General features: G+C 73.4%; 23 protein-coding genes and 2 pseudogenes. 8 read left to right on the top strand and 17 right to left on the bottom strand.

Annotated features, from left to right (window positions below):
- Nucleotides 1-8: 8 nt before the first annotated feature.
- The 4 genes and pseudogenes from BJF79_RS66745 to BJF79_RS11670 form a co-directional block, all read right to left on the bottom strand.
- Nucleotides 9-1,356 (bottom strand): annotated as a pseudogene (locus BJF79_RS66745) (DUF4153 domain-containing protein).
- Nucleotides 1,357-1,674: 318 nt separating this feature from the next.
- A complete protein-coding gene (locus BJF79_RS11660; protein ID WP_262401877.1) occupies nt 1,675-2,727 on the bottom strand; it encodes a sensor histidine kinase in 1,053 nt (350 codons plus the stop codon).
- On the bottom strand, nt 2,724-3,473 hold the full coding sequence (locus BJF79_RS11665) for a response regulator transcription factor (RefSeq protein WP_075896990.1): 750 nt from the start codon (nt 3,471-3,473) through the stop codon (nt 2,724-2,726). The genes BJF79_RS11660 and BJF79_RS11665 overlap by 4 nt, the downstream gene beginning before the upstream one ends.
- A 72-nt stretch (nt 3,474-3,545) precedes the next feature.
- On the bottom strand, nt 3,546-5,024 hold the full coding sequence (locus tag BJF79_RS11670) for a glutamate--cysteine ligase (RefSeq protein ID WP_075896992.1): 1,479 nt from the start codon (nt 5,022-5,024) through the stop codon (nt 3,546-3,548).
- A gap of 487 nt (nt 5,025-5,511) precedes the next feature.
- Between BJF79_RS11670 and BJF79_RS59485 the strand changes: the two are divergent.
- Nucleotides 5,512-6,345 (top strand): annotated as a pseudogene (locus BJF79_RS59485) (sensor histidine kinase); the annotation flags it as partial.
- A gap of 162 nt (nt 6,346-6,507) precedes the next feature.
- Here BJF79_RS59485 and BJF79_RS11680 read toward each other — a convergent pair.
- Nucleotides 6,508-7,959, bottom strand: coding sequence for an FAD-dependent monooxygenase (locus BJF79_RS11680; RefSeq protein WP_075896994.1), 1,452 nt, complete (start codon nt 7,957-7,959; stop codon nt 6,508-6,510).
- Between the two features lie 50 nt (nt 7,960-8,009).
- On the opposite strand from BJF79_RS11680, the gene BJF79_RS11685 reads away from it, so the two are divergent.
- Both BJF79_RS11685 and BJF79_RS11690 read left to right on the top strand, forming a co-directional pair.
- On the top strand, nt 8,010-8,621 hold the full coding sequence (locus BJF79_RS11685; protein ID WP_075896996.1) for a TetR/AcrR family transcriptional regulator C-terminal domain-containing protein: 612 nt from the start codon (nt 8,010-8,012) through the stop codon (nt 8,619-8,621).
- A 38-nt stretch (nt 8,622-8,659) separates the two neighbouring features.
- Nucleotides 8,660-9,244 (top strand): DUF6461 domain-containing protein, encoded by a 585-nt coding sequence (locus BJF79_RS11690; RefSeq protein WP_083733354.1) that lies wholly within the window; start codon nt 8,660-8,662, stop codon nt 9,242-9,244.
- 11 nt (nt 9,245-9,255) lie between these two features.
- Here BJF79_RS11690 and BJF79_RS11695 read toward each other — a convergent pair whose 3' ends face one another.
- Nucleotides 9,256-10,302 carry a medium chain dehydrogenase/reductase family protein gene (locus tag BJF79_RS11695; RefSeq protein ID WP_075897000.1) on the bottom strand — a complete coding sequence of 349 codons (1,047 nt, stop codon included), beginning with the start codon at nt 10,300-10,302 and terminating at the stop codon, nt 9,256-9,258.
- 180 nt (nt 10,303-10,482) lie between these two features.
- Between BJF79_RS11695 and BJF79_RS11700 the strand changes: the two genes are divergently transcribed.
- Nucleotides 10,483-10,836, top strand: a complete 354-nt coding sequence (locus tag BJF79_RS11700) for a helix-turn-helix domain-containing protein (RefSeq protein WP_075897002.1) — start codon at nt 10,483-10,485, stop codon at nt 10,834-10,836.
- Here the strand turns inward: BJF79_RS11700 and BJF79_RS11705 are convergent.
- The 3 genes from BJF79_RS11705 to BJF79_RS11715 form a co-directional block, all read right to left on the bottom strand.
- A complete protein-coding gene (locus BJF79_RS11705) occupies nt 10,833-11,444 on the bottom strand; it encodes a ClpP family protease (RefSeq protein WP_075897004.1) in 612 nt (203 codons plus the stop codon). The two genes, BJF79_RS11700 and BJF79_RS11705, sit on opposite strands and share 4 nt — an antisense overlap.
- Complete coding sequence (locus BJF79_RS11710) at nt 11,441-12,079, bottom strand: ClpP family protease (RefSeq protein ID WP_075897006.1); 639 nt, start codon at nt 12,077-12,079, stop codon at nt 11,441-11,443. Before BJF79_RS11710 ends, BJF79_RS11705 begins: the two co-directional genes overlap by 4 nt.
- Before the next feature lie 116 nt (nt 12,080-12,195).
- Nucleotides 12,196-12,987 (bottom strand): SAM-dependent methyltransferase, encoded by a 792-nt coding sequence (locus tag BJF79_RS11715; RefSeq protein WP_075897008.1) that lies wholly within the window; start codon nt 12,985-12,987, stop codon nt 12,196-12,198.
- A 113-nt stretch (nt 12,988-13,100) separates the two neighbouring features.
- Between BJF79_RS11715 and BJF79_RS11720 the strand changes: the two genes are divergently transcribed.
- Both BJF79_RS11720 and BJF79_RS11725 read left to right on the top strand, forming a co-directional pair.
- Entirely contained in the window at nt 13,101-13,751 is a 651-nt protein-coding gene (locus BJF79_RS11720; protein WP_075897010.1) for a TetR/AcrR family transcriptional regulator, read from the top strand.
- Between the two features lie 31 nt (nt 13,752-13,782).
- Nucleotides 13,783-14,400 carry a DUF6461 domain-containing protein gene (locus tag BJF79_RS11725; RefSeq protein WP_075897012.1) on the top strand — a complete coding sequence of 206 codons (618 nt, stop codon included), beginning with the start codon at nt 13,783-13,785 and terminating at the stop codon, nt 14,398-14,400.
- On the opposite strand, the gene BJF79_RS11730 is transcribed toward BJF79_RS11725, so the two are convergent.
- On the bottom strand, nt 14,387-15,208 hold the full coding sequence (locus BJF79_RS11730) for a hypothetical protein (protein WP_075897014.1): 822 nt from the start codon (nt 15,206-15,208) through the stop codon (nt 14,387-14,389). The genes BJF79_RS11725 and BJF79_RS11730 overlap by 14 nt on opposite strands.
- Before the next feature lie 105 nt (nt 15,209-15,313).
- Here BJF79_RS11730 and BJF79_RS11735 point away from each other — a divergent pair, with 105 nt between their 5' ends.
- The gene (locus BJF79_RS11735; RefSeq protein WP_083733355.1) at nt 15,314-15,886 is read left to right on the top strand and encodes a class I SAM-dependent methyltransferase; all 573 of its coding nucleotides are present in this window, start codon (nt 15,314-15,316) and stop codon (nt 15,884-15,886) included.
- Between the two features lie 174 nt (nt 15,887-16,060).
- Here the strand turns inward: BJF79_RS11735 and BJF79_RS11740 are convergent, their stop codons facing one another.
- The 4 genes from BJF79_RS11740 to BJF79_RS11755 form a co-directional block, all read right to left on the bottom strand.
- On the bottom strand, nt 16,061-16,834 hold the full coding sequence (locus BJF79_RS11740; RefSeq protein WP_075897016.1) for an ABC transporter permease: 774 nt from the start codon (nt 16,832-16,834) through the stop codon (nt 16,061-16,063).
- Nucleotides 16,831-17,799 carry an ATP-binding cassette domain-containing protein gene (locus BJF79_RS11745; protein ID WP_075897018.1) on the bottom strand — a complete coding sequence of 323 codons (969 nt, stop codon included), beginning with the start codon at nt 17,797-17,799 and terminating at the stop codon, nt 16,831-16,833. The genes BJF79_RS11740 and BJF79_RS11745 overlap by 4 nt, the downstream gene beginning before the upstream one ends.
- 27 nt (nt 17,800-17,826) lie before the next feature.
- Nucleotides 17,827-18,492, bottom strand: coding sequence for a DUF4097 family beta strand repeat-containing protein (locus BJF79_RS11750; RefSeq protein ID WP_075897020.1), 666 nt, complete (start codon nt 18,490-18,492; stop codon nt 17,827-17,829).
- 232 nt (nt 18,493-18,724) lie between these two features.
- Nucleotides 18,725-19,633: a GNAT family N-acetyltransferase gene (locus BJF79_RS11755; protein ID WP_083733356.1), complete on the bottom strand. Its 909-nt coding sequence runs from the start codon at nt 19,631-19,633 to the stop codon at nt 18,725-18,727.
- Nucleotides 19,634-19,839: 206 nt separating this feature from the next.
- Between BJF79_RS11755 and BJF79_RS11760 the strand changes: the two genes are divergently transcribed.
- Nucleotides 19,840-20,742: a LysR family transcriptional regulator gene (locus BJF79_RS11760; RefSeq protein ID WP_075897022.1), complete on the top strand. Its 903-nt coding sequence runs from the start codon at nt 19,840-19,842 to the stop codon at nt 20,740-20,742.
- Nucleotides 20,743-20,780: 38 nt separating this feature from the next.
- Here BJF79_RS11760 and BJF79_RS11765 read toward each other — a convergent pair whose 3' ends face one another.
- From BJF79_RS11765 to BJF79_RS11775, 3 genes are read right to left on the bottom strand one after another with little or no spacing between them, the layout of a single operon-like run.
- Nucleotides 20,781-22,091, bottom strand: a complete 1,311-nt coding sequence (locus BJF79_RS11765) for a wax ester/triacylglycerol synthase domain-containing protein (RefSeq protein ID WP_075897024.1) — start codon at nt 22,089-22,091, stop codon at nt 20,781-20,783.
- A gap of 41 nt (nt 22,092-22,132) precedes the next feature.
- The gene (locus BJF79_RS11770) at nt 22,133-25,330 is read right to left on the bottom strand and encodes a non-ribosomal peptide synthetase (RefSeq protein ID WP_075897026.1); all 3,198 of its coding nucleotides are present in this window, start codon (nt 25,328-25,330) and stop codon (nt 22,133-22,135) included.
- The gene (locus BJF79_RS11775; protein WP_075897028.1) at nt 25,323-26,747 is read right to left on the bottom strand and encodes a cytochrome P450; all 1,425 of its coding nucleotides are present in this window, start codon (nt 26,745-26,747) and stop codon (nt 25,323-25,325) included. Before BJF79_RS11775 ends, BJF79_RS11770 begins: the two co-directional genes overlap by 8 nt.
- Nucleotides 26,748-26,813: the final 66 nt, after the last annotated feature.

A 26,813-nucleotide genomic window follows, 5' to 3' on the forward strand; every position in this document is an offset into this window, starting at 1 on the left:
CGGGCGGGCTAGTACCGGGTGGAACCGCCCGTGCCGTAGACCAGGGCGCTGCAGGTCTCGTAGCCGGAGCCCTGCGCGGGCGGGGCGTCGGCCAGCAGGTCCCGGGCACGGGCGCGGCCGAGGTTGGCGGACATGGCCGGTTCGTCCTCGGTCAGCTTCCGGTCGATCAACCAGAGCGCGCACGACCGCTGCGGCTCCGGCAGCCGGTCCAGCACCGGGACGGCGTCGGCGGACAGGTCCTGCAGATACAGCAGGTCGATCTTGCCGGTGGCCTCGAACCGGTCGACGTTGCGTTCGGCGATGAAGGCGTCCGGGTTGATCGCGGCGAGCGCGAGCAGCGCGGCCGCGCCGCTACCGGCGATCGCGCGCGGCAGCAGGTCGCGGCGGAACCCGAACACCGCGCCGACCGCGCCGAGCACCACGACGAGCCCGAGCCACATCTCGAACGCGTGCACCCACAGCCGCAGCCGCGTCCAGCCGAACGCCTCCTCGTACAGGAACAGGCGCCGCAGCGCGACCGCGACGACCACCAGCGTCAGCGCGCACAGCAGCCCGAGCAGCGCCCGGACGGTCGCGCGGTCGCGCGCGTGGCGGAGGCGCCCACGTCTTCGCCAGCGCGATGACGGCGATCACCAGCAGCGTCACCACCACGAGCTGGAAGAAGCCCTGCCGCGCGTACTCGGCGTAGGTGAGGCCGGTCTCGGCGAGCAGCGCGTCCCGGTCGGCGGCGAGGAACACCCGGGCCTGGACGGCGCAGAACGCGAGGAACAGCAGGTCGAGTGCGGCGATCGGGACGATCCACGACCAGCGTCCGGCCGGTGCGGGGCGCGGCCGGGCGAGCAGGTGCAGCGGCGGCGGCGCCTGCGCGAGATTGACGCCGGCGAGCGCGGCGAGCATCGTCGCGACGAACGCGAACCCGTACACGAAGACGTTGCCGCCCGAGACGTCCGGGATGAGTCCCGCGGCCAGGTCGCCGAACGCCGCGTCCGCCCCCGCGAAGAGCGCGCCGAACACCAGCAGCAACCCGGCCGCGATGAGCGCGGTGCGGATGACGGGCCAGGTCACGCCGCGTCCCGAGGACGCCGCGCCGCCCACGCCGCGCGCCGCCCACGGCAGCATCCGCAGGCCGTTCAGCGGGTAGGCGAGCCCGCCGCCGATCAGCTCGACCCACGACCGTCCGCCCGCGGCCGCGTACGAGGCGATCGGCATGGCGAGCAGGAACGCGAGCGCGACGACCCAGTCGGCGTCGCGCACCGCGACCGTCCCCACCAGGGCCAGCGCGAGCAGCGTGAACGCGACGGCGGTCAGGTTGACACGGCGGACGCCCCGGCGCCTGCGCGTCGGGGGCGCCACCACCCGTCCGGCCCGCTGCCCGGCGCGCCCGCGACGGCCCGACGGCGGCCGCGACGATCGGCAGGCCGATACCGAAGGAGCCCTCCCGCAGCATCGGGCCGAGGGCGATCGCGCCGACGAGCCCGGCGCCCGCCGTGGCGGCCACGAACGCGGGCCGGAGCGGCTCCGGGTGCGGCCACCGCCGGTACATCCGGTTCAGCTTGGACGGCTTGATGAAGTAGGGCGGCGGCATGGGCCCGTACACGAGCGGCCGCCCGCCCGGGGCGGGCGGCGCCGGGGCGTTTCCGGGCGGTTTCTTCTGCGACGACACCGGCGTATCGGTCAAGGTGAACCTCCGGGGTTCGGGGGGATGACGACGCGGATGCGGCAGCCGGCGGGGACGTCGAGGACGGTGATCTCGCCGCCGTGCAGGTCGGTCGCCCAGCGGGCGATGGCGAGACCCAGCCCGGTGCCGCCACCGGGCGTGCCGGCGCGCGGGCCGGACGCGGCGCCGCGCGAGAAGCGTTCGAACACCCGCACCCGTTCTTCGGGCGGGATGCCGGGCCCCTGGTCGGCGACCTCCACGACGAGGCCGCCGGACGGGCCCGCGGGCCGTGCGGCCAGCGTGACGGGCGTCCCCGCCGGGCCGTGCCGGACGGCGTTGTCCAGCAGGTTCGCGACGATCTGGTGCAGCCGGTCGCGGTCGGCGACGGCCTGCAGCCCGGACGGGACGTCGGTGTCGAACAGCGCGTCCGGGTGCCCCGCGGCGGACTCGGCGACGACGTCGTCGACGAACGCGGCGACGTCCATCCGCGCGGGGTCGAGAGGCGTCGCGCCCGCCTCCATCCGGGACAGTTCCAGTAACTGCGTGACGAGCCGGCCGAGGCGTTCGGTCTGGTCGAGCGCCGACTCCAGCACGTCCGCCGACGCCGGGGTGACGCCGTCGGCGACGTTCTCCAGGACGGCCCGCAGCGCGCTGATCGGGGTGCGCAGCTCGTGCGAGACGTTCGCGACGAACTCGCGGCGCTGCCGCTCCACCTCGGCGAGGTCGGCGGCCATCCGGTTGAACGCCTCCGCCAGCTCCCCGACCTCGTCGCGGGACGTGGTGCGGACCCGCCGGCTGTAGTCGCCGCGCGCCATCGCGGTGGCCGCCGCCGTCATGGCGCGCAGCGGCGCGGTCATGCCGTGCGCGATCAGCTGGATGACGCCGAGGGAGATCAGCACGGTGACCGGCAGCGTCTCCCGCGCCCGGAAACCCAACCGGTATCCCCACAGAACGGTCAGTACCGCCACGCTCGTGGTGACGACGACCACGACGCCGAACTTGACCCGGATGGAGCGCAGCGGGTCCAGCGGCCGCGGCAGCAGCGCCCACAGCCTGCCCACCGTCCTCACGTCTCGTCCTCCAGGCTGTAGCCGACGCCGTGGACGGTTCGGATGAGGCCCTGCCCGAGCTTGCGGCGCAGCGCTTTGACGTGGCTGTCGACGACCCTGGTTCCGGACGCGTCCGTCCAGTCCCACACCTGCTCCAGCAGGACGGCGCGGGTCAGGACGGTGCCGCGGTTGCGCAGCAGGCACGCGAGCAGGTCGAACTCGATCGGCGTGAGGTGCACCTCGCGCCCGTCCCGGCGGACCCGCCGCGCCTCCGGATCGACCTCCAGGTCCCCGGCGCGCAGCGGCTCGGGGCGCGGCTCCCGTGCCTCCGCCCGCGCGTCCGCCCGCGGTTCCGGCGCCGGACGCCCGACGCGGCGCAGCACCGCGCGGATGCGGGCGACCAGCTCGCGCATGCTGAACGGCTTGGTCACGTAGTCGTCGGCGCCGACGCCGAGCCCCACCAGCAGGTCGGTCTCGTCGTCGCGGGCCGTCAGCATCAGCACCGGGACGGGACGTTCGGCCTGCACGCGGCGGCACACCTCGATGCCGTCGAAGCCGGGCAGCATCACGTCGAGGACGATCAGGTCCGGTTCCCACGCGCGGGCGCGTTCGACCGCGGCGGGGCCGTCGGCGGCGATCTCCGCCGCGAACCCCTCCGCCGCGAGCCGGTCGGCGACCGCGCGGGCGATCGTCGGCTCGTCCTCGACGACGAGGACGCGCTGCGCCGGCACGTTCGTGCCGGGGATGCCGTGTTCGTTGACCGTCACGGCACCCGACTCTAGAAGCCCGCTATGGAGCCCCTGGGGGTGAAATGTGCGGATCTTGTGAAGAAGACCGGTTCACACTCCGATCGGCCACGTGTGGACCGGCTCGTTGCCCCGCATGTGCGCCGCGTACGCGCGCGTCATCATCCGCAGCGCGTCGTGCCGGGACGCCCCGGACCGTTCGAGCTCCGCGACCGTCTCGATCTGCCACGCGGCGCCCGTCCGCCCGGTCACGCAGCGGCGCTCGATGATGCCGAGCAGCCGGTCGCGGCGGGCCGGGTCGACGCCCCACCGGTCGAGCCCCTCGTACGCCAGCGGCAGCAGCTTGCGCAGCACCAGTTCCGCCGCCGGGACGTTCCCCATGCCAGGCCAGTACATCGTCGCGTCGATCCCGTCGCGGGCCGCGCGGTGCAGGTTCTCCTCGGCGGTGTTGAACGACATCCGCGTCCAGACCGGCCGGTCCTCCTCCGCCAGCGCGCGCACCACGCCGTAGTAGAACGCGCCGTTCGCGACCACGTCCGCCGCCGACGGCCCCGCGGGCAGCACCCGGTTCTCCACCCGCAGGTGCGGGCGGCCCTTGAACACCGCGTAGATCGGACGGTTCCAGCGGTAGACGGTCCCGTTGTGCAAGGTCAGCTCGCCGAGCTGCGGCACGCCGCCCGCGTCCAGGACCTCCCGCGGATCCTCCTCGTCGCACAGCGGCAGCAGCGCCGGGAAATACCGGGTGTTCTCCTCGAACAGGTCGAACACCGACGTGATCCAGCGTTCCCCGAACCACACCCGCGGCCGGACGCCCTGCGCCTTCAGCTCGTCCGGACGGGTGTCGGTCGACTGCTCGAACAACCGGATCCGCGACTCCTGCCACAACCGGTGCCCGAACAGGAACGGCGAGTTCGCCGCCGTCGCCACCTGCGGGCCCGCCACCGCCTGCGCCGCGTTCCAGTACGCGCCGAACTGGTCCGGGCTCACCTGCAGATGGAACTGGACGCTCGTGCAGGCCGCCTCCGGGGTGATGTTGTCGGCGTGCATCCGCAGCGGCTCCGCGCCGTCGATCGAGATGTGGAACTCCTCGCCGCGCGCCGCGAAGATCTGGTCGTTCAGCATCTTGTACCGCGCGTTCGCCGACAGCGTCTCCTCCCCGATGTCGCCGCGCCGCAGCGTCGGCAGGATCCCGATCATCACCAGCCGTCCGCCGACCTCCTGCGCGCGCCCGTCCGCGTGCAGCAGGTGATCGCGGACCTCCGACTCCAACTCCCCGGCGCCCTCCCCGCCCAGCTCGCGCGGCGGGATGTTGATCTCCAGGTTGAACTGCCCCAGCTCGGTCGCCCACGCGGGGTCGGCGATCGCCTTCAGCACGTCCGCGTTGCGCATCAGCGGGTCGCCGACCGCGTCGATCAGGTTCAGCTCGATCTCCAGGCCGATGTGCGGGCGCCGGAAGTCGAACTGGGATTCGCCGAGCATGCGCGCCAGGACGTCCAGGCACCTGCGCACTTTCTCCCTGTACCGCCGCCGATCCTCGCCGCTGATGTTGGCCGAGGCCACGTCCCTGCCCATGTGTCCGTCCCTGGTGCTCTGGGGGGAACCGTCATAAAACGGGATGTCCCGCTGAGCAGGGCTGAAAACCCGGCGCCTGGTTTCGGGCCGCCGATTTGTGACCGATCGGTAGCATGCGGGTCAAGCCCCGGTCACGTGACACTCTGTGATGGACCCAACGGGAGGGCCCATGCGGATCCGCCCCCGGTCGATCAGGACCCGGGACACGCTCGTCGCCGCCGTCATCGCCGCCCTCGTCTTCGGTGCGACCGCCACCGGCGCGGACGTCGCGGTGCGCGCCACGGTCGAAGCCGACATGCTCCGGCAGGCCCAGGCGGACGCCCGGCGCGTCAGCGGCGGTGTCCGCGACGGCACCCTCCGCACCCCCATCCCGGACACTCGGGGCGACATAACCCTCCAAGTGGTCGAACCGGGCGGCCGTGTCCTAAACGCCAACCTTCCGGCTACGGACGGTCTCCCGGTGAGCACACTCTGGCCCTCCAGCCACATGCGCGTCCGCGACTACACCGAATGCCGCGGCACCTGGCCGGGCCGCCACTGCTCCGTCGTCGAAGCCATCCGGGTCAGCACCGCCCCCGACTCGCCCGTCGTCTACGCCGCCAAACCACTGCCCCCGTACCTCACCACCGGCCTCCTCGAAGGCATCCTCCTCCTGTGCGTCCTCGCCTTCGCCGCCCTCGCCGCGTGGGTGACCTGGCGCGTCGTCGGCCGCACCCTCGGCCCCGTCGAGGCCATCCGCGCCCAGCTCGCCGAGATCACCGCCACCGACCTGGCCCGCCGCGTCCCCCAGCCGCCCGGCGACGACGAGATCGCCCAGCTCGCCCGCACCGCCAACGCCACCCTCGACCGCCTCGAGAAGTCCGTCGCCCGCCAGCGCCAGTTCGCCTCCGACGCCTCCCACGAACTGCGCACCCCCATCACCGGGCTGCGCGCCAACCTCGAAGACGCCGCCATGCACCCCGACGACAACGACCTCCCCGCCGTCGTCGCCTCCGCCCTCCGCGACACCGACCGCCTCGAATCGATCGTCACCGATCTCCTGCTCCTGGCCCGCATCGGCACCGGCGGGACCGTCGCACACGAACCGGTCGACCTGTCCGCTCTCGCGGCGGCCGAACTCCGCCGCCGAACCTCCGCGCACGAACTCGTCACCGAACTCGAACCGGACGTCACGGTGTGGGCCGTCCGGATGCAGCTCGTCCGGTTGCTGGGCAACCTCCTCGACAACGCCGAACGGTACGCGGAGTCGACCGTCCGCATCGAGGTCGCCCGCGCGGGCTCGTGGGCCTGCCTCACGGTCGCCGACGACGGCCCCGGGATCCCCCCGTCCGACCGCGAACGCGTCTTCGAACGCTTCACCCGCCTCGACACCGCCCGCAGCCGCGCGCCGGGGGCACCGGGCTCGGCCTCGCCATCGCCCGCGAGATCGCCCACGCCCACCGCGGCACCCTCACGATCGCCGCCACCGGCACCGGCGCCCACCTCACCCTCCGCCTCCCCCTGTGCACCTGACGACCGCGGCCGCCGTCGCGTCCCCGTCGGCGGCGTCGGTCGCCCACGCGACGTGCCCGTCCGGACGGACCAGGACGGCCCGCGCGTCCGCCCATCTCCCGCGCGGTGCGGCGAGCGGACCTCGGTGATACGTCACGCCGTCCACCGGTGGCCCCGCGTCGCCCGCCAGATCCAGCAGGACGTGCCGTCCGGCGTGCAGGAGCGTGAACAGGGTCGTGTCGGCGAAGGCCAGGTCGGGCGCGCGGCGTCCGACCAGCGGATGCGCTCCGGGCCCGGCGGGATAGGCCACGCCCAGACCCGTCAGCCGGTGCGCCAGCTCCGCCGACAGGTCCGGCACGGTGGCGATGAGACGGCCGAACAGGGTGCGCAGCGCCTGCCCGTCGGAGCCGAACGCGGTCATGAGCGCGGTCTGCGCGCGGGTGGCGAGGAGCAGGTCGGCGCCGACGGGGTGCCGTTCGCCGTGGTAGCCGTCCAGCAGCCGCGCGTCGGCGCCCCGGACGGTCGCGGCGAGCCGCCAGCCGAGGTTCGCGGCGTCCTGCAGGCCGACGTTCAGGCCGACGCCGCCCGCCGGGAAGTGCATGTGCGCGGCGTCGCCCGCGAGCAGCACGCGGCCCGCGCGGTACCGCTCGGCCTGCCGCGCCGCGTTGCCGAAGCGCGAGAGCCAGCGCGGATCGCGCATGCCGAAGTCGCTCCCGGCGATCCGCCGGACGGTCGCGCGCAGTTCGTCCAGCGTGAGCTCGCCCGGCCGGTCCGTCCGGACGTTGCCCGGGTCCGTACCGACGAGCCGGTGCGGCCCGTCCGGCAGCGGAACCACCATCAGGCCGCCCGCCGGGCCGGAGACGCTCAGCGCCCCGCCCGGCGGCGGATCGTCCAGGACCACATCGGCGAGCCAGCCCCACACCGTGTCGTCGGTGCCGGGGAAGCCGATGCCCGCCGCCTCCCGCACCGTGCTGCGCGTCCCGTCGCAGCCGACGACGTACGCGGCCCGACGCACGTACGGCCCGTCCGGTCCCTCGACCTCGACGCGCACCCCTTCGCCGTCCTGGCGGAGGCCGACCGCCCGGTGGCGTCGCAGTACCCGCGCGCCCATCGCCACGGCGTGCTCTTCGAGCAGCTCTTCCGTGCGGGCCTGCGGGAGGGCCAGCGTGAACGGGAACGGCGTGTCCAGGCCGCCGAAGTCGAGCCGCTCGTCCAGGGAGCCGAAATGGCCGCTCGGGATGCGGCGCCCGTCCGCCAGGAACCGGTCTACGACGCCCCGGCAGGCCAGGATCTCCAGTGTTCGCGGGTGGACGGTCAGCGCCTTGGACCGCGCGTCGCGTTCGGCCCGCGCCTCCAGCACCGTGACCCGCGCTCCCCCGAGCCGCGCTTCGGCGGCCAGCCACAGCCCGACCGGCCCGCCCCCGACGACCACGACCTCTTCCACGACACCCTCCTTGGTCGGTGACCAACAACGCTCGCCAGTACACTAGGTCAGTGACCAATAAGCAAGGGCTCGACCCCGCGGAAGTGGTCCGCGCCGCGCTGCGGCTGCTGGACGACAAGGGGGCCGCCGCCGTGTCCGTCCGCGGCGTCGCCGAACTCCTCGGCGTCCGGATGAACACCGTCCTCTGGCACGTCCGGAACAAGGCCCGCCTGCTGGAGTTGATGGCGGACGCGATCACCGCCGGAGCGTCCCTCGACGACCTGCCCGCCCGCCCGGACGAACGCGCCCGGGACCTCGCGTACCGCTACCGCCGCGCGCTGCTCGCCCACCGGGACGGCGCGGTCATCGTCGCCGGAACCTACGCCGCCGAACCCGCCACGCTCCGCTTCGCGGACGCCCTGATCGCCGCCCTCCTCGACACCGGCCTACCGGAACGGGACGCGGCCTGGACGGCTTGGAGCGTCATCTACTTCACCCTGGGCCTGACCCAAGAGGAACAAGCCGCCCCGGACGCCGTGTCCGCCCGCCTCACCGAACGCCTCGACCCGTCCCGCCACCCCGCTCTGGCCCGGGTGGCGACCCACTTCGTCTCGGGCACCTTCGACGACCGCTTCGAGCACGGCCTCTCCCTCCTCCTCCGCAACCATGTCCCACCCCCGTGAGACGCTGCGGCTCTCTCCCCGAAGGAGGACGAAGTTCCGTGAGCGAGATCTCCTGCGTGTCGTTCTTCCGCGGCCTCACACCAGCGGACGTCCTTTACCGCTTCTTCCCGCATAAGGGCCCGGCAGAGCAGATGTCCATCGGAGAACTCTGGGTCGAAGCCGAAGAGTTCGCCCACGAGACCGGTGGCGCGGACGGTGGCGGATACGTTGGCGCGGTACAGGCGGACGGCTGGACCGTGGCCCTCGAACCGCTGGGCTGGTGCGCGGTACTGGAGGAGTACTACACCGTCTTCTCGCGAGGCTGCGAGATGGTCGCCATCTCTCGCCACGACTACGCGGAGGACAGATTCGTGTACGCCGCCGAGGGGGAAGCGATCACCGTGTTCGACCCGTTCTGGCCGCCCCGCAGATGGGGGAGCGATCCGGACCGCCTGTGCCGGGCCATGCGCGGTGTCGGCCTGCCCACCGAACCCACGGACGAACGGGTGTCCGCCCGCAGCCGCGTAGACCCGGACCGGCTCACGTCCTCGTTCGCGCTCGCGGCCGAGATCACCGGTGTCCCCTTTACTCGCGACCTCTGGAACTCCCCGCTCCATGTCGCCCCCGTCGCCGAGCGCCCTTAGAGGCGGGGGCGTCACTTCGCGGGGACGATGACGACCTTGCCGGCCACAGTGCGGGACTCGGCGAGCTTCAGCGCCGCGACGGCGTCGGTCAGGGGGAAGCGCGCGGCGACCTGCGGGACGAGGGCGCCGTCGGCGACCAGCCGCAGGACCTGGGCGAGGTCCTCGCTCATCCGCCGCTGCCAGGACGCGCGGCACCGGCGCTTGCCGCCCCAGAGGTTGTAGAAGTGGGCGCTCTTGCCGTTGGGCAGCGTGTTCCACGCGGCGAGCTGCCCGAACAGCTTCAGCACGGGCGCCTGCGAGTTGCCCTCGTCGTCCTTCGTCGCGGCGGTGCCGTACGAGACGAGGGTGCCGCCTCGGCGCAGCAGCCGCCACGACTGCTCCAGTCCCGCGCCGCCGACGTGGTCGAAGACCGCGTCGACGCCGTCCGGGGCGAGTTCGCGGATCCGGGCGTACATGTCCGGGTCGCGGTATTCGACCGGCTGCACGCCCATTTCCCGCAGGGCCGCGTGGTGGCGTTCCGATGCCGTCCCGATCACCGTGATGCCCGCGTGCCGGGCGAGCCGGGCGAGCGTGGAGCCGACGCCGCCGTTCGCGCCCAGCACCACGATCGTGCCGCCCGCGCGGACCTTCGCGGTCCGGTGCAGCATCTGCCAGGCGGTGATCCCGTTGACGACCACGGCCTCCGCGGCGGCCGCGTCCACGTCGTCCGGGACGGGCATCAGGCCGTCGGCGTCGAGCACCAGGTGGCTGGCCCACGCGCCGACCTTGGTGACCGCGGCGAACCGGCGGCCGGCCAGGTCGGGGTCCACGCCGGGGCCGGTGGCGACGACGGTGCCCACCACGTCGTAGCCGGGGACGAAGGGGAAGGGCGGCTGGTCGAAGTACTTGCCGCGGCGCATCTGCTGTTCCGCGAACGAGACGCCCGTCGCCTCCATCCGCAGGACGACCTGGCCCTTCGCCGGGTCCGGCAGGTCGCGGGCCCGCAGTTCGAGACCGTCCGGCTCGACCTTCCCGGGGAGGACGATCTCGGTGGCGGTGATGGTCGCGGTGCTGATCATGGCGTGTCTCCCGGCTCCTCGCTCTTTTGCTTACCTCCGTAACGTTACAACCGTAAGTACAAGTCGGCAAGGGCTACACCCATAAACTTCGCGGTGTAAGTTAACGGCCGCTTCGCGATCTCGTTCTGCGGTGGGCGGAACGCCTACTCCACACGGGGACGGCCGACTTACGATGTGCGCATGGCCGAGACCGATCGCCCGCTCAAGCCCGCCGACGAGCCGACCGCGCCGCGCCCGCCGGCGGAACCGCTGTGGCGCGACGCGCTCGGCGACTGCCTGCGGCGGCTGCGCCTGGAGCGCGGCGAGATCCTGGTGGAGACCGCCCGGCGCGCCGGGGTGTCGCCGCAGTACCTCTCCGAGATGGAACGCGGGGTGAAGGAGCCGTCGAGCGAGATGATCGCCGCGGTCGCCGGCGCCCTGGACGTGACGCTCGGCGACCTGACCCTCGCGGTCGCGACGACCCTGCTGGCCGTGCCGGCCCGGCCCGCCCCGGCGAGCCCGACCTGCAGCGTCGCCTACGCGCTGGCCGCCTAGGCGGTCAACGCGGAGAGCGGCACCCGTTCCTCGATGACGTGGTCGATGAGGCCGTAGTCCAGTGCGGTCCGCGCGGTGAACACCCGGTCCCGGTCGGTGTCGGCGCGCAGCGTCGCGGTGTCCTGCCCGGTGTGCCGGGAGAGGATCTGCTCGATGTCCGCCCGCACGCGCACGACCTCGTCCGCCTGGAGGATGAGGTCCGGGATCGCGCCGCGGCCCTGCCCCATGGGCTGGTGCAGGACGACGCGGGTGTGCGGCAGCGCGGCACGCTTGCCGGGGGCGCCCGCGGCGAGGAGCACCGCGCCGACGGCGACCGCCTGCCCCACGCACGTCGTCGCCACCTGCGGGCGGATGTAGCGCAGCGTGTCGTACACGGCGAGCATCGCGCTCGGGTCCCCGCCCTCGCAGTTGATGTACAGCTGGATGTCGTTCTCGGGGTTGTCGGCTTCCAGGTGGAGCAGCTGCGCGACGAGCGCGTTCGCGACGCCCGCGTCGATGCCGGTGCCGAGGTAGATGATCCGCTCGGTCAGCAGGTGCGAGTAGACGTCCATGATGCGTTCGCCGTGCGGGGTCCGCGCGATGACGTTCGGGATTGTGTAGGTGCTCATCGGACGGCTCCTTCGGCTCGTTCGTCGGACGCACGCAGCCCGATCGGGCGGTGCCGGGGCGGTGCGACCTCGTCGAAGGTGTCGACGATCGTGTCGATGAACCCGTATTCGAGCGCTTCGCGCGCCGTGTACCAGCGGTCGTGCAGCGAGTCCTCGAAGACGCGGTCGAGGGGTTGGCCGGTGTCCTGCGCGATGAGGCCGAGCACCGTGTCGCGGGTGTGCCGCAGGTCGCCGGCCTGCAGCTCGATGTCGACGGCGGCGCCCCCGATCCCGGCGGAGCCCTGGTGCATCAGCACGCGGGCGTGCGGCATGGCGCGGCGCTTGCCCGGGGTCCCGGACGACAGCAGGAACTGCCCGGCGCTGTAGGCGATGCCGAGGACGAGCGTGGACACGTCGCACGGGACGAGCCGCATCACGTCGCGGATCGCGAGCATCGACGGCACGGACCCGCCGGGGGAATGGATCCACAGCGCGATGTCGGCCGACGCGTTCTCCGCCGCGAGGCTGATCAGCTGCGTCGCGAGGAGCGTGCCGTTGTCGTCGTCGAGGGGCCCGTCGAGCACCAGCACGCGCTGCCGGTAAAGCTCGCGCCGCGCGTGTTCGTCGAACAGCGGCGCTTTCTGGTCTTCGCTCATGACTTCACTCTGCGCCGCCGCCCGCACCGGCCATAGCCGGTGTGCCCACGGCGGATCCGCTCAGAGCAGCGAGCCCCGGCCCGGCGAGACCGGGCGACGCCTTCCGCGACTGCCGGTCAGGGCTTGCGCGCCACCGCGCCCGCGCACGCGACCTCGGGCGGCGTGCCCCACGGGCTGGGCTCGGGCCGCCACTGCGTGACGGTCACGACTCCCGGATCGAGCAGTTCCAGGCCGTCGAAGTAGCGGGCGATCCGCTCGTGGCTTCGGGGGGTGTAGGGGTTGGCGCCGCTGTTGGCGTTGTGGTGCCGGATGGCGTCCACGTAGGACTGGACGGTGTCGGTCCCGTCGTAGAGCGCCAGGTAGCTGCCGGACGGCAGCGGCTCCATCAGCCGCTTCACGATCGACCGCGCCTCGTCGTCGTCCGGCACCAGGCCCAGGATGCCCATCAGCATGAGCCCGACGGGACGGGAGAAGTCGAGGGTCTCGGCGGCCTCGGCCAGGATCGCGTCGGGGTCGCGCACGTCCGCCTCGATGTAGGCGGTCGCTCCGCCGGGGGCGCTGGTGAGGAGCGCCTTGGCGTGCAGCAGGACGAGCGGGTCGTTGTCGACGTAGACGATGCGCGACTCGGGCGCGAGCCGCTGCGCGACCTCGTGGGTGTTGTCCATGGTGGGCAGCCCGGTGCCGATGTCGAGGAACTGGCGGATCCCCGCCTCGCCGGCGAGGTACCGGACGACCCTGGTGAGCATGTACCGCGAGTGGCGGGTCATGTCCGCCATCCCGGGGAAGGTCTGGATCACCTGGTCGCCGGCCCGCCGGTCGACGGGGTAGTTGTCCTTGCCGCCCAAGAGGTAGTTCCAGATCCGGGCCGAGTGCGGCACGGACGTGTCGATCTCGGGCTTTCCGTTCATCGCGGCTCCTGCCCCTCGGTGCCTGACGTGCCGCGTCACCGCGCGGCCGTCCGGAATGAATCCTACGTCGGCGGCCCGGCCCAACAGTAAGCTTCGCGGTGTAAGTTGACGGCATGAAGGATACTGAGAAGGCCGCCGCGGCCAAACCGGCCCGCGTACGCAACCGCCGCGGCGAGGGCGGCCGCCTGCGCGAGGACATCGTCGCCGCGGCGATGGAACTGCTCGACGAGAAGGGCGACGAGCGCGCCATCACCCTGCGGTCGGTCGCACGCCGCGTCGGGATCGCCGCCCCCTCGATCTACCCGCACTTCCCCGACCAGCCCGCGATCATGTTCGCCGTCGTCGAGCGGGAGTTCGCCCGCCTGACCGACGACCTGCGCGCCGCGACGGACGGAGCCGGCGACGACCCGCGGCGGCGGCTGTACGCCCTCTGCAACGCCTACCTCGAATACGCCCGGCTCCATCCCGAGCGGTACCGCACCATGTTCGGCGGGCTGTGGATACCGAACCTGGACGAAAGCTCCCTGACCGAACAGGACATGGCCACGCTCGGCACCGAGACCCTGCAGCTCATCATCGACGCCCTCGCCGACTGCGTCGGCGCCGGACTGACCACCAGCACCGACGTGCCCGCCGACGCCGTCGCGCTCTGGCTGGGCCTGCACGGGCTCGCCCACCAGCGCGCCGTCAGCCCGTCCTTCCCCTGGCCGAAGGACATCTCCGACCGCGTCATCACCGCGCTCTCCCGTCTCGACGGCGGGTGAACCCGCGTCCGGCGGGCTCCGTCGAACCGCCATGGACCTCGCCCCCTTCCGCTGGCTCGACCATCCCGAGAACGCCCTCGACGAGATCTTCTGCGTGTCGTTCTTCCGCGGCCTCACCCCCACGGACGTCGTGCGCCGCTTCGCCCGATCCGACGAACCGGGCGAGGAGGTGGCCTTCGCGGAACTCTGGGACATCGGCGGCGAGCCCGCGCTGGAAGCCGAAGGCGGCCATATCGGCGTCGTCCAGGCGAACGGGTGGAGCGTCGCCGTCGAACTGGGCGGCTGGACGGCCGTCCTGACCGACTACGCCGCCGACCTCTCGCGCGGATGCGAGATGGTCGCGGTCTCCCGCCACGATTACGCGCAGGACGGTTTCGTGTACGCCGTCGACGGCGAACTGATCACCGGCTTCGTCCCGCCCCTGCCGTTCACCGGATGGGGAAGTGATCTGCACAGGCTCGATCGGGCCATGCGGAGCCTCGGCATCCCCACCGAACCCATGGGCGACGAGTGGGAGATCGCCTTCGAGCGCCTGCACCCCGACAAGCTGCCCCGCACGTTCGCCCTCGCGGCCGAGGTCACCGGCGTCTCCTTCACCAGGGACTTCCTCGACTTCCCGTTCCTGGCGGGCCCCGTCACTCCGCGCTGATGACGTCCTCGACGGGACGGCGGACCGAGCGCGGCTCCGCACCGCCGGCCACACCGAGGCGCAGCATCATCTGCGGATGGGCACCGCCGCAGAACTGAAGGCGGAGGACCGTGCGCAGTTCGGGCACCTGGAGCGCCTGGGTGTGGAACGCGGCGGCCGCACCGTGTTCGGCCGCGCGCAGCAACAACCGCTGGAGCGCCTGCCCCGCGCACAACCGGGCGGCGGGCGTGTCGTCGCGCGTGACGAGCAGAACCGCGGCCCCGGCCGAAGCCGTCCCGTCGTCGGCCGGTCCGGTGCCCCGGTCCGCCGCGTTCGACAGGGCCGCGAGCGCGTCCTGCTCGTGCACGTCCCCGAACCGGACGAGCGAGGCGTCCTCGTACGGCAGCGCCGCGAACACCTCGTCCGGTACCTCCCCCGGACCGAACCCGCCGCGGTGGCTGCGGCGCCGCCGGATCTGCGCGTGCTCCCGCACCAGCTCCTCGCCCGCGGGTCCCGCACCCGGCGCCACGTCGATCTCGGCCAGCAGAGACGGACGGCCCGGGACGGGCAGCAGCCGCAACAGGAATCCGTAGCCCCGCATCCGCAGCGACAACCGCAGGTTGTACAGGGCGGCGCCGCAACTGATCAGCAGCTCCCGCCCCGCCGGATCGACGACGTCCGAGCGGCGGTCCGCGTCCGCGTGCAGGCTGATCCGCGTGCCGCTCACCGCGAAGCGCCACGGCCGGGTGTTGTGCACGGACGGAGCCCACGCCGCGTCCTCGATGGCGTGCCGGGCATCGTCCGACGCGAGCGTGTTCCTGGTCTGCATGATTCCCCTCTCCGAGGGCAGCCCACCATCCGGCGCCGTCCCGCGTTAGGGCCGAAGGTCCGCAACGCGAGGGACGTCCGACACATAGCGGGGAAGAGGCAGAGCATGTCGGAGAACCCTCCAGCGATCGAGTGGGAGCAGGTGTACCGGGACGGCCCGATCCCCTGGGACATCGGCGAGCCCCAACCGGCGCTCGGCGAACTGGTCGACGCGGGCTGGTGCGAAGGAAACGTGCTGGACGCCGGGTGCGGCACCGGAGAACTGTCCCTCGCCGTCGCGGCTCGCGGCCTGCGCGTGACGGGCGTCGACCTCGCCTCCGGCGCCGTCGAACGCGCCGCGCGCAAGGCGTCCGAGCGCGGCCTGACCGCGACCTTCCGCGCCGCCGACATCACCGGGTTCCACGACTACGACGCCTTCGACACCGTGCTCGACAGCGGTCTCCTGCACTGCCTCTCCCCGTCGGACAGGAGCGCTACGTCGACGTCCTGCGCCGCGTCTTGCGGGACGGCGCACGCGTCGCCGTGCTCTGCTTCGCCGACCGGCCGGGCGCGCGGACCCCGAACACCGGCCGTCTCACCGAGGACCGCCTCCGCGGGCTGTTCGCCGAAGGCTGGCGGATCGACGAGCTCGTCCCCGCCGACATCCTCGGCGTCGTCCCCGACGGGCTCGGCGACATGAGCACCTGGCCCCGCGACGCCGAGGGCCGCACCCCGATGACCGGCTGGCGCCTCCGCGCCCACCGGGCCGTGTAGCGGAGATCCGCCTTGCGCGGGGTTCGGCACCCGGACACCGAAACGGCCGACCGCGGCATCGAGGTGCTCGCGATCGGCCTCCGGCTCAGGGGGCTCACGGTCAGGTCTTGTTGAAGGTGCGCTTGGCCCAGAGGTAGGAGAGGGCGGCGATGCCCGCGCACCAGGCGGTGGCGATGGCGGCGTTGTCGCCGATGGGGGTGCCGAGCAGGAGTCCGCGGACGGTTTCCATGATGGGGGTGAAGGGCTGGTAGTCGGCGAACCAGCGCAGGGCGGTGGGCATGTCGTCGGTGGGGACGAAGCCGCTGCCCAGGAAGGGCAGGATGACCAGGGGCATGGGGGCGTTGCTGGCGGCTTCGGGGGTGGAGGACTTCAGGCCGAGGGCGACCGCCAGCCAGGTGACGGCCAGGACGAACAGGGTGAGCAGCCCGACGGCGGCGAGCCATTCGAGGGTGGTGGCGTTCGGCCGGAAGCCGATCGCCAGGGCGATGCCGATGAGGACGGCCATGCCCAGGAGCTGCTGGACGACGCTTCCGACGACGTGTCCGGTGAGGACGGAGGCGCGGGAGATGCGCATGGTGCGGAAGCGGGCGATGATGCCTTCGGTCATGTCGGTGGCGACCATGACGGCGGTTCCGGTGGCGGCGGTGGCGGCGGCCATGAGCAGGATGCCGGGCAGGACGTAGTCGATGTAGGCGTCGCGTCCGCCGCCGATGCCGGCGCCCAGGGTGCCGCCGAGGACGTACACGAACAGCAGCAGCAGGATCACCGGCGTGATGATCAGCTGGATGGTCATGGACGGGTAGCGGATCAGGCGCTTGAGCTGGCGCCGGACCATCGTGGAAGAGTCGCGCGCGGCGAGGGCGAGGGAGCTCATCGGGTTGCCTCCTGCTTCTGGTCCTGCCGGCCGGTGAGGGTGAGGAAGACGTCGTCGAGGTCGGGGGTGTGGACCGCCAGGTCGGCCGGTTCGGCACCGGCCGCGTCCAGCCGGGACAGCAGGTCGCGCAGTGCCGCGACACCGCCGTCGGACGGGACGTGCAGCGTGAGCCGGTCGTCGTCGGACGGGTCCACGAAACCGGTGCCCAGCGCGCCGAGCGCGGCGGCGAGGGCGGTCTCGTCGGTGAACCGCAGTGACAGGTGGCCGCCGGGGATGAGGCGCTTGAGTTCGTCGGCGGTGCCTTCGGCGATCAGGCGTCCGTGGTCGAGCAGGGCGATGTGGTCGGCGAGCTGGTCGGCTTCCTCCAGGTACTGGGTGGTGAGGAAGATCGTGACGCCGCCCGCGACGAGTTCGCGGACGATGCCCCACATCGTGCGGCGGCTGCGGGGGTCCAGGCCGGTGGTGGGCTCGTCCAGGAAGATCACGCCGGGGTCGCCGACCAGGGTCATCGCCAGGTCGAGTCGGCGCTGCATGCCGCCGGAGTAGGTGGAGGCGGGCTTGCGGGCCGCCTCCACCAGGTCGAACCGCTCCAGCAGTTCGGCGGTCTTGCGCTTGCCGTTCTTGCGGGACAGGTGGTGCAGGTCGGCCATGAGGAGCAGGTTCTCCTCGCCGGTGAGCAGCTTGTCGACCGCCGAGTACTGGCCGGTGACGCCGATCGCCCCGCGCACGTCGTCGGGCTCGCGCGCCAGGTCGTACCCGGCCACCCGCACCTCGCCGCCGTCCGCCCGCGCCAGCGTCGACAGGATCTGCACGGTCGTGGTCTTGCCCGCACCGTTCGGGCCGAGCAGGGAGAAGATCGTCCCTTCGGGGACCGCCAGGTCGATGCCGTCGAGCACGACCTTGTCGCCGTCCTTGCCGGGGTAGGACTTGCGCAGCCCCTCGGCTGCGATGGCCAGGTTCGTCATGGGGGGTTCCTTCGTTCGTGCGGGAGGTCAGAGGCTGCGGGCGGTGATGTCGCCGTAGGAGGTGGTGGCCGTGATGGCGAGTTCGGCGGTGCCGTCGTTCTTGAGCGAGTTGTCGACGCGGCCGTGGCCGGTGCCCGCGTCCAGGGAGGCCGAGACGCCCGCCGCGGCGTCGACCGTGATGTCGCCGGACTCGGTGCGCAGCACGACCGTGCCGCCGAGGGCCTCGGCGATCCGGATGTCACCCCGCTGCGTGCTGATCTCCGCGGAGCCGCCCAGCCGGCCGATCTCCACGTCGCCGTCGGTGGCGGTGAGGCGGACGGCCGCGGCCTCGTCCACGTCGATCCGGCGGTAGGCGCCGTCGAAGGCGACGTCGCCGAGCCGTCCGACGCCCCGGAACTCGGTGGCGGCGGCCGTGACCTCGACCCGGGATCCGGCGGGCAGCCGGACCGTCACCTCGACGGCGCCCGACCGGCCGACCACCCGGTTCTCGGCCGCCGGAGCCTGGACGCGCAGGACGCCGTCGACGTAGTCGACCGTGGTCTGCTCGGCGGCCTTGACGTCGCGGCCCTTGGCGGCGTCGGCCGGCCGGACCTCGACGGTGGTGTCGGTCCGGTCCGCGGCGATGAACTGCACGCGCCCGGCGGGAACGTCCAGGACGGCGGCGATCGGGGCGGGGGTGGCGTACTCGTTCATCGTGCTCTCCTTGCGCTTCGTTCTTTCTGACATCGCAAACGCTACGTTGCCTTTCTCTATCTAGCAACATCCACGTTGCACTAAAAGCTCAACTGTGCAGCTCACAGGCCGAATATCGTTGCAACGATCTGACGGACAACGCAACGTCTCTCGCTAGAAGCGTTGCAATGGATGGGAGTGAAGGTCATGCGGACAGGCGTCCGGGGGCATGGGACGGCCACGGGGAGCCGCGCTACGGACGGCCTTCGGGCCGGACGTCGAGGCGGTACTCGTTGGTGCGCCGGTGCAGCCGGAACCCGAGTCGGCGGTTGACGTCCAGCAGGGCGGCGTCGTTCCCGGCGGTGTCGGTGACGACCTGCGTGACCTGCGGGTAATCGTCGTACAGCAGGCGCAGCATCATCGCCTTCACCCAGAGGTCCAGCCCCAGGCCGTGATGGTCGTCGGCAGACGGACGGTCGTGCTGGGTCGCCCGGGGCCCGTCTCCTCCGGGGACGACGACCTCGGTGCAGCCGACGACCTTGCGGCCGTGCTCGGCGGCGACCGTCAGCAGCACATCGCCCGGGACGGTGTCCGCGCGGCCCGGCGGAGCGACCCGCGCCGTCGTCGTCAGCCGGTAGCCCGGATGCTCGACCGCGACCATCTCGTCCAGCCAGCCCGGATGCACGTCCCGCAGCGACAGCAGCAGATGGTGCAGTGTGCGCAGGCGCCGCAGGCCGCGCCGCAGGCAGAAGGCGTCGCCGGTCCCGCCCACGGGCACGGCCACGATGACGCCGCGCAGGCCGTGGACGCGCGCCTGCGCGGTCAGCGCGGTCACCAGCGCCTCGCCGACGCCGCGGCGCCGATGCGCCGGGTGAACGTGCACGTGCGCGCGTCCCGTCGCCGTGGCGGACGGCAGGCGCAGGACCGCCAGTCCCACGACGTGGCCGGCGCGGACGGCCGTCCAGACGGCCGTCGCCTCGGCGGTCAGGTGAGCGTGGAACCGGCCGGGCGGCGCGGGCGCCCGTGCCGGGCTCGTCCGCGGCCATGGACGCGGCGACCACCGCGTGCCAGGCCCGCAGGCGCGGCCCGTCCGGCTCCTCCCGCGCCGGGTCGGCCCGGGCGACGTGCACCCGGGCGCGCGGCGGCCTTCGTCATCGATCACGTCCGTTCCCTGGTCGCCCGCGGGCGGTCCCGCCCGGTCGGCGCGCCGAGGCGCACGTCAACAGGCTGGCGGGACGGCCGCCGCCGAACAACGGCGATGTCGGCAAGGCAGCGTTGCCCGAACGGTCAACGATGCGAATACGGTCAACGATGCGATTAGTGTCAACGCGGCGATGAGGGCCGGGTCGACGATCGGTAGGGGGGTCCGTGGAGCTTCGGGACATCGAGATCTTCCTGGTGCTGGCGCAGGAGTTGCACTTCGGACGTACCGCCGAGCGGCTGCGCATCACCCCGTCCCGCGTCAGCCACGTCATCAAGAAGACCGAACGCCGCGTCGGCGCGCCGCTGTTCGCCCGCACCTCCCGCACCGTCCGCCTCACCCCGCTGGGCGAACGGCTCCGCGACGACCTGCTGCCGGCGCACCGGCAGATCCAGCAGGCCGTGGACCGGGCCGTCGCCGAGGCGCGCGGCATCACCGGCACCCTGCGGGTCGGCTACTCCACCCCCTGGTGCGCCGACCTGCTCCTCAAGGCGGCCCGGACGTTCCGCGACCGCTATGCCGACTGCACCGTCCAGATCCAGGAGATCCAGCTCAGCGACCCGCACGGCTCGCTGCGCCGGGGCGACCTCGACCTGCAGCTCAGCGAACTCCCCGTCGCCGAGCCCGGCATCACCGTCGGCCCCACCATCCTGTCCGAGCAGCGGGCCCTGCTCGTCCCCGCCGACCACCCCCTCGCCCGGCGGGAGAACATGTCGATGGAGGACCTCGTCGACGTCCCGCTGATGACCCCGGGCGGGAGCTTCCCGGACTACATGGCGGCCGTCCACCTGCCCACCCACACCCCGTCCGGCCGCGCCATCCGCCGCGGGCCGGTCTTCACCTACTGGGCCGAGGTGCTCTCCCTGGTCGCCGCCGGTCTCGGCGCCTTCCCGGTCTCCGCGCGCGGAGCGCGCTACTTCGGCTGGCCCGGCATCGCCTTCGTCCCCTTCCGGGACGCGCCGCCCATCGAGTACGGGCTCCTGTGGCCCACCAGCGGGCACACCCCCCGCGCCATGGCGTTCGCAGACCTCCTCGGCGACCTCACCGACACCGCCGCCTCGGACGAATGACCGTGGAACCCGGGGACGGCGCGGGGCGCGGCGAGGGGTCAGCGGTGTGCGGGCCGCTCGCTGTTCGTGGCGGCGTACAGGTCGGTCACCGCCCGCTGCCAGGCGGTGTGCAGCGCCGGTAGGTCGGGCACACCGGCGTCGGCCAGGACCGAGGCGGTGACCCCGCCGCCGTACTGCGTCATGGCCACCATCAGGCGCTGCCGGGGGACCAGGTTCGGATAGGGGATCATTTCGACGACCGGCGCCCCGCCCACGGCCAGTCCCGGCGCGACCCGGACGGTGGTGACGGTGGTGGCCAAGCGGCGAGGATCGGCGCCCCAGGAGCACATCGCGCGGAGCAGCGGGTACGGGACGCGGTGGAAGTGGGCCCGGCCGCGGTCGCGGTGACGCAGCATGCGCCGGGCGGCGGTCTGCTCGGTCACGCCGCGCAACTGCCGCAGCGGGTCGGGATCGCCGCACGGCAGGCCGATGGGCAGCCCCCCGAGATGGTTGCCCAGGGCGCCCGCGCGGTCGGCCGGGCGCAGGTTCACCGGGATGCCGACGGGCAGCGTCCGGCCCCGGCGGCCGGTCGCGGTTCCCGCGGTGGGCGACGTCCAGTCCGGCAAGGACCAGGTTCGCAGTGCCGCGGTGAGGGCCGCCAGGCACACCTGGTTGAGGCTGGCGCCGGTGGCGGACGTCGTGGCCCGCAGCAGGTCCGCGTCCAGAGCGACGGCGTGCAGCACCCGGCGGCCGGTGAGCGGCCCGCTGACGGGCGTCCACGCGGGGGCGCGGCGCAGCGACACCCCCGGGTCCCAGCGCGGCTCGCCGGGCGCCCGCGTGCTCCGTGCGCGTTGCGCGGCTTGGTAGGGGACGTGACGCGGTGTCCCCAGCCGCCGTCGGCCGAACAGCGCCTCCAGGGTGGCGGTCATGGCCATCCCGTCCTGGAAGGCGTGGTGGTTGCGGTAGAGGAGGAGGTGCTCGTCCGGCCGGTGGCCGTGCAGGAGCGTCAGGTCCCATAGCGGGCGCCGGTCCGGCAGCGGGCGCCGCATCCGCGCCGTGGCGGCCGCGAGGACGTCGGCGCCTTCGGGCAGTTTCCGCTCGTGCAGGTGGGCCGCGATGTCGAAGCCCGGATCGGGCGTCCAGCGCCGCTCGCGCCAGTCGGGCCGGTAGGCCAGGACGGGCGCGGACGCGGCCCGCGCGGCCAGCAGTTCGCGCAGCTCCGGCGGCGTCGGCGCCGGGCCCCGCAGCCGCAGCAGCATCCCGATGTGCATGTGCGACTCGTCGGGGCCCTGCCCGGCCAGCCACTGCTGGACCCGGTCGTGCACCGAGAACGCCACCGTCGGCGCGACGTCCTGATCTTCCCCCGTCATGAGTTCCGTCCTTCGGCGTGGCGAGAGGGCGAGGCCGCGGCTCAGCCCCGCGGGGCGGAGCCGCTGGTCTCCTGGGCGGCGAACGGCCAGGGCTCGGTGAGCTCGTCGAGCGGCGGGGAACCGGGCCGCCCGCAGGCCGCGACGATGTGCCGCAGCCGCTCCAGCAGGCCGCGCACGTAGGAGTCGGGGGCGAAGGAGGAGTCGTACGCGGCGATCAGCCGGATCCGGTCGTCCTCCTGCCTGGCCATGACGATGAGCTGGCCGGGGAAGTCGTAGGTTCCCTGGAACCCCTCGGTGTGCATGTCCTGGCGCAGGATCGAGCATCCGTCCAGGTTCAGCCCGGTCACGGGCGGCAGGACGTCGAAGGTGACGAACTGTGAACGAGCCAGTAGAAGGCCCATCTCGGGCGGCAGCGTGCCGGGACGGAACAGCGACACGCTGTCGTGCCGCAGCGCCTCGTGCAGGTCCCGGTGGGCGTCGTCGAGCGCCTGCGGCACCGGCCGTCCGGGGCGCGTCCGGTGGCGGACCAGCACCAGATCGGTCACCCAGCCGATGGTGTGCGCCAGCGGCTCGGAACGCAGGGACGTCGCGACCAGCAGCCGGGTGTCCGGATCGCCGGTGTCGGCGGCGACGATCGCGCACAGCGGCGCGTACAGGGCACTGGCGAAGGTGAGCCGCCGGGCCCGCGCCATGCGCAGGAACGCCCGGGCCGGTTCGGCCGGGACCAGCACGCTCCGCACCCGCCTGCCGGAATCGGCGGTCCCGCCTTGCACCTCGGCGGGAATGAGCGCGACCGGCCCGCATCCGGCGACCCGCTCGCTCCAGAACCGCGTGTCCTCCGGCCGGGGGACGGACGGTGCGGGGGCGACCAGCGCGGCGTAGTCCGACGGCGGGACGACGGGCCGTTTCCCCGCGCGGACGGCGGCGTAGCGGCGGCCGATCTCCTGTTCGAGGATGCCGACCGAGACCGCGTCGCCGACGAGGTGGTGCAGGCGCAGCGCCAGCAGATGTTCGTCGTCGGTCACGCGCACCAGGTCGGCGGCGAAGACCCTGCCGTCCGGCACGTTCAGCGGTTCGGCCGACTGGTGCGCGGCGAGCACCGAAGCGGGGTCGCTCCCCCGCGCTTCGAGTACCCGCAGAACCCCGGTGGGCGGCGGGCAGACGACCTGGTGGGCGTCCTGCGGGGTTCCGGTCAGGCGCACGCCGACGCGCAGCCCGGCCTGCGCGGCCACCGTCTGGTCCACGGCCTCGGCCAGCGCGGCGCGGTCCAGCGGCCCGCGGACGAGGTGGCGCGTCTCCAGGAGGAACAGCGGCCCGGAACTGCGGGCGGGGTCGTTCGCCTGAGCGAACACCTGCGCGGGGCTGAGCGGCAGCCTGCCCGCACCCGGCGGCGCCTGGACGCCGCCGGGTGCGGCGGTCGCGGGCCGGTGCCGCGGGCCCCGGGCGGTGATCAGGGCGGCCAGCCGCGCCGCCGTCGGCGCGTCGAACACCGCCCGGGTCCCGAGGTCGGCGCCGAACCGTTCGCTCAGCCGCCCGGCGAGCCACACCGCCCGCAGCGAGTCCCCGCCCAGCTCGACGAAGTCGTCGTGCGCCCCGACCTCGTCGATCCGCAGGAGTTCGGCGATCACCAGCGCCACGGCCCGCTCCGTCTCCGACACCGGACGCACGTAGGGGGTGCTCAGTTCGGGACGGGCGGCGGGCGGCGCGGGCAGCGCCGACGCGTCGAGTTTGCCGTGCCGGGTGACCGGCAGGTCCGCGACGATGACGCAGGCGGCGGGACGTTCGTGGGCGGGCAGCCGCTCCGCCGCCCGTTCGCGCAGCGCGGGCAGCAGCCGCGCGGCCGCGTCCTGCTCGTCCCGCTCGTCCCGCTCGGGCACCACGTAGGCGATCAGCCGTCCGGTGCGCTGCACGACCACGGCGTCGCGGACTCCGGCGACGTCGCGCAGCACCGCGGCGACGCCCTCCGGCTCGACCCGAAGGCCCCGGACCTTGACCTGCTGATCGATCCGGCCGTGCAGTTCCAGCCGCCCGTCGGGGCGCCATCGGCCGAGGTCGCCGGTCCGGTAGACGCGCCCGCCCGCGGCGGACGGGTGCGGGACGAAGCGGTCGCGGGTGAGTTCGGGGTCGCCGAGATAGCCCTCGCCGAGATTCGGTCCCGCCACGCACACCTCGCCGGGCCGGCCGTCGGGTACGGCGGCGCCCCCGTCGTCCAGCACGAGCAGCTCGGTGTTGGCGATCGCCGTCCCGACCGTCACCTCGTCGCCCGGGCCCAGCGTCGCCGACGTGCACCACACGGCGGCTTCGGCGGGACCGTACTGGCTGATCAGCTCGACGCCGGGCATGCGCAGATGGTGATCGGCGACCAGTTCACGGCCGCACGCCTCGCCCACCAGGATCACCTGCCGCAGGGTCGGTGAGGGGGCGCCGACCGCGGGCAGGACGGTGCGGTACAGGGACGGGGTCAGACAGGCTTGGGCGACGTCCTCGACCGACAGCGCCGAGATCAGCTCCTCGATCGCCGCGCCCGGGGCGGGCGGCAGCAGCCGCACCGTGCCTCCGGCCAGCAGCGTCCACCACAGCGAGCCGATGAAGGCGTCGAAGGTCGGCGGGGCGCTGGTGACCGAGGTGCCGACCGGACCGGGATAGCGGTGCCCGAACGCCTGCATCGAGTTGCTGTAGGCGGCGTGGGAGAGCGCCACCGCCTTGGGACGGCCGGAGGTCCCGGACGTGTGCAGCACGAAGGCCGTGGCGTCGAGCGGCGGGTCCCGGTCGGGGGGCGTCGCGGGCAGTGCCGCGATCCTCGCCGCCGACTCCGGATCGTCGAGATCGATCCGGTGCGGTCCGGCGGGCAGGTCCTGCTCCCGTAGCCCGAGCACGCAGCGGACGCCGAGCGCGGACGTCATCCGGTGCAGCAGCCCCGCCGGGTATTCGGCGTCGACCGGCACGTGGACGGCGCCCGCGGCGAGGACCGCCACCTGCGCCAGCACCCCGGGCACGCCGCGGGGCAGGGCGGACATGACGCGGTCGCCCGGCGCCACCCCCGCGTCGCCCAGACGGGCGGCGAGGCGATGGGCCCCGTCGACGAGTTCGGCGTAGGTGAGCCGCGTTTCGGCGTCCCGCACCGCGACATCGGCGGGGCATTCCCGCGCGCGCCGCCGCAGCAGCGCCGGCAGCGGCAACGCCGGGAACCGCACCGATTCGCCCCGATGGGCGCCCACGTCCGGGCGCAGCTCACTCATGGCTCTCCTCGCTGGGGTTCGTCGACCGGCTCAGGACACGCATCGGGAGGCGGCCCGGCCGCATCGCGACGGCCCGCACGGGCCGCACCGTCCGGTGGACGGGTTCCAGCCGCCAGCGGGCGGTGATCGTGGCGAGAAAGATGGACGCCTGGTGGAGGGCGAACTGGTCGCCGATGCATTTGCGGGCGCCCATGCCGAAGGGGATGAACGCCTGCCGGGGGATGGCGGCGGATCGTTCGGGCAGCCACCGGTCGGGGTCGAAGCGGTCCGGGCGCGGGAACAGGTCGCTCCGGTGATGGATCAGGTAGGGGCTGAAGACGACGGTGGTACCGGCGGGCAGCACGTGCGTCCCCAGCCGGGCGTCGGCGGTGACGCTGCGGGTCAGCAGCCACGCGGGCGACTTCAGCCGCAGGGTTTCGGTGATGACGCGGCCGGTCAGGTCGAGAGCGGGCAGGTCTTCGTGGGTCGCCGTCCGGCCGTCCAGGACGGCGTCGACCTCGGCGCGCAGCCGCCGTGCGACCTCGGGATGCCCCCCGAGCAGGTGCAGCGCCCAGGCGAGCGTGGCCGCGGTCGTCTCGACACCGGCGCCGAAGAAGGTGACGGCGTGGTCGACGATCTCGTCGTCGGACAGGCCGCTGCCGTCGCCTTCGGTGTCGCGCGCGGCCAGCAGCGCCGCGAGCAGGTCCTTGCGCTCGTCCGCGACCGGACGGCCGGGGCCGGGGCCGTGCGCGGTCCGGCGCTGCGCGATCACCGTGCCGAGGGTGCGGCGCAGCCGGTCGCGGGCCCGGGCGTAGCGGCGGGCGCCTCCGGCGGGCAGCCAGCCCAGCGCCCGGTCCACGGGCGGCGGTATCACCGTGCGGCGCAGGACGCCCTGGAGAATGGTGGTGACGTCGTCCAGCGCCTGCTGCATCACCGTGGGCGGGAGGGAGTCGGAGAACAGCGTCCTCATCACGATGGTGGACGCGGCTTGCATCGTCTCCGCCACCAGGTCGATGACCTGGCCGTGCCGCCAGGAGGCGGTGACCTCGTCGATGGTGGCGGTCATGGTGCCCGTGTAACCGGGGAGCATGTCGCGGTGGAAGGCGGGCTGCGCCAGCCGCCGCTGCCGCCGATGCTCGGCGTGGACGCAGCTCCCCAGCCCGTTGCCGCCGACCTCGCGGCCGCGCTCGAACAGCAGGCCGCCCTTGTCGAAGGTGGCGTCGTTGACGAGCACCTGGCGGGTCAGGTACGGATCGCAGACGACCACCGCCGTGAGCGGCCCGGCCTTGATGTGCACCAGATCGCCGTGCGCGGGCAGCGACTTCAGGAACGCCCAGGGGTCGCGCAGCGCGGGCAGCAGGTGCCCCAGCACCGGCAGCGCCCCGGGCGCCACCGGAATGTTGGGGACGGCTCCGGCCGCCGTCGGCTCCGCGCTCACCGGGCTCTCCCGGCACCGACCGTCCGGCGGATCGTGGCCTGCTGCATCGTGCTCCTTCCCATCGGG

It is taken from the genome of Actinomadura sp. CNU-125, assembly GCF_001942465.1.
GTDB lineage: Bacteria > Actinomycetota > Actinomycetes > Streptosporangiales > Streptosporangiaceae > Spirillospora.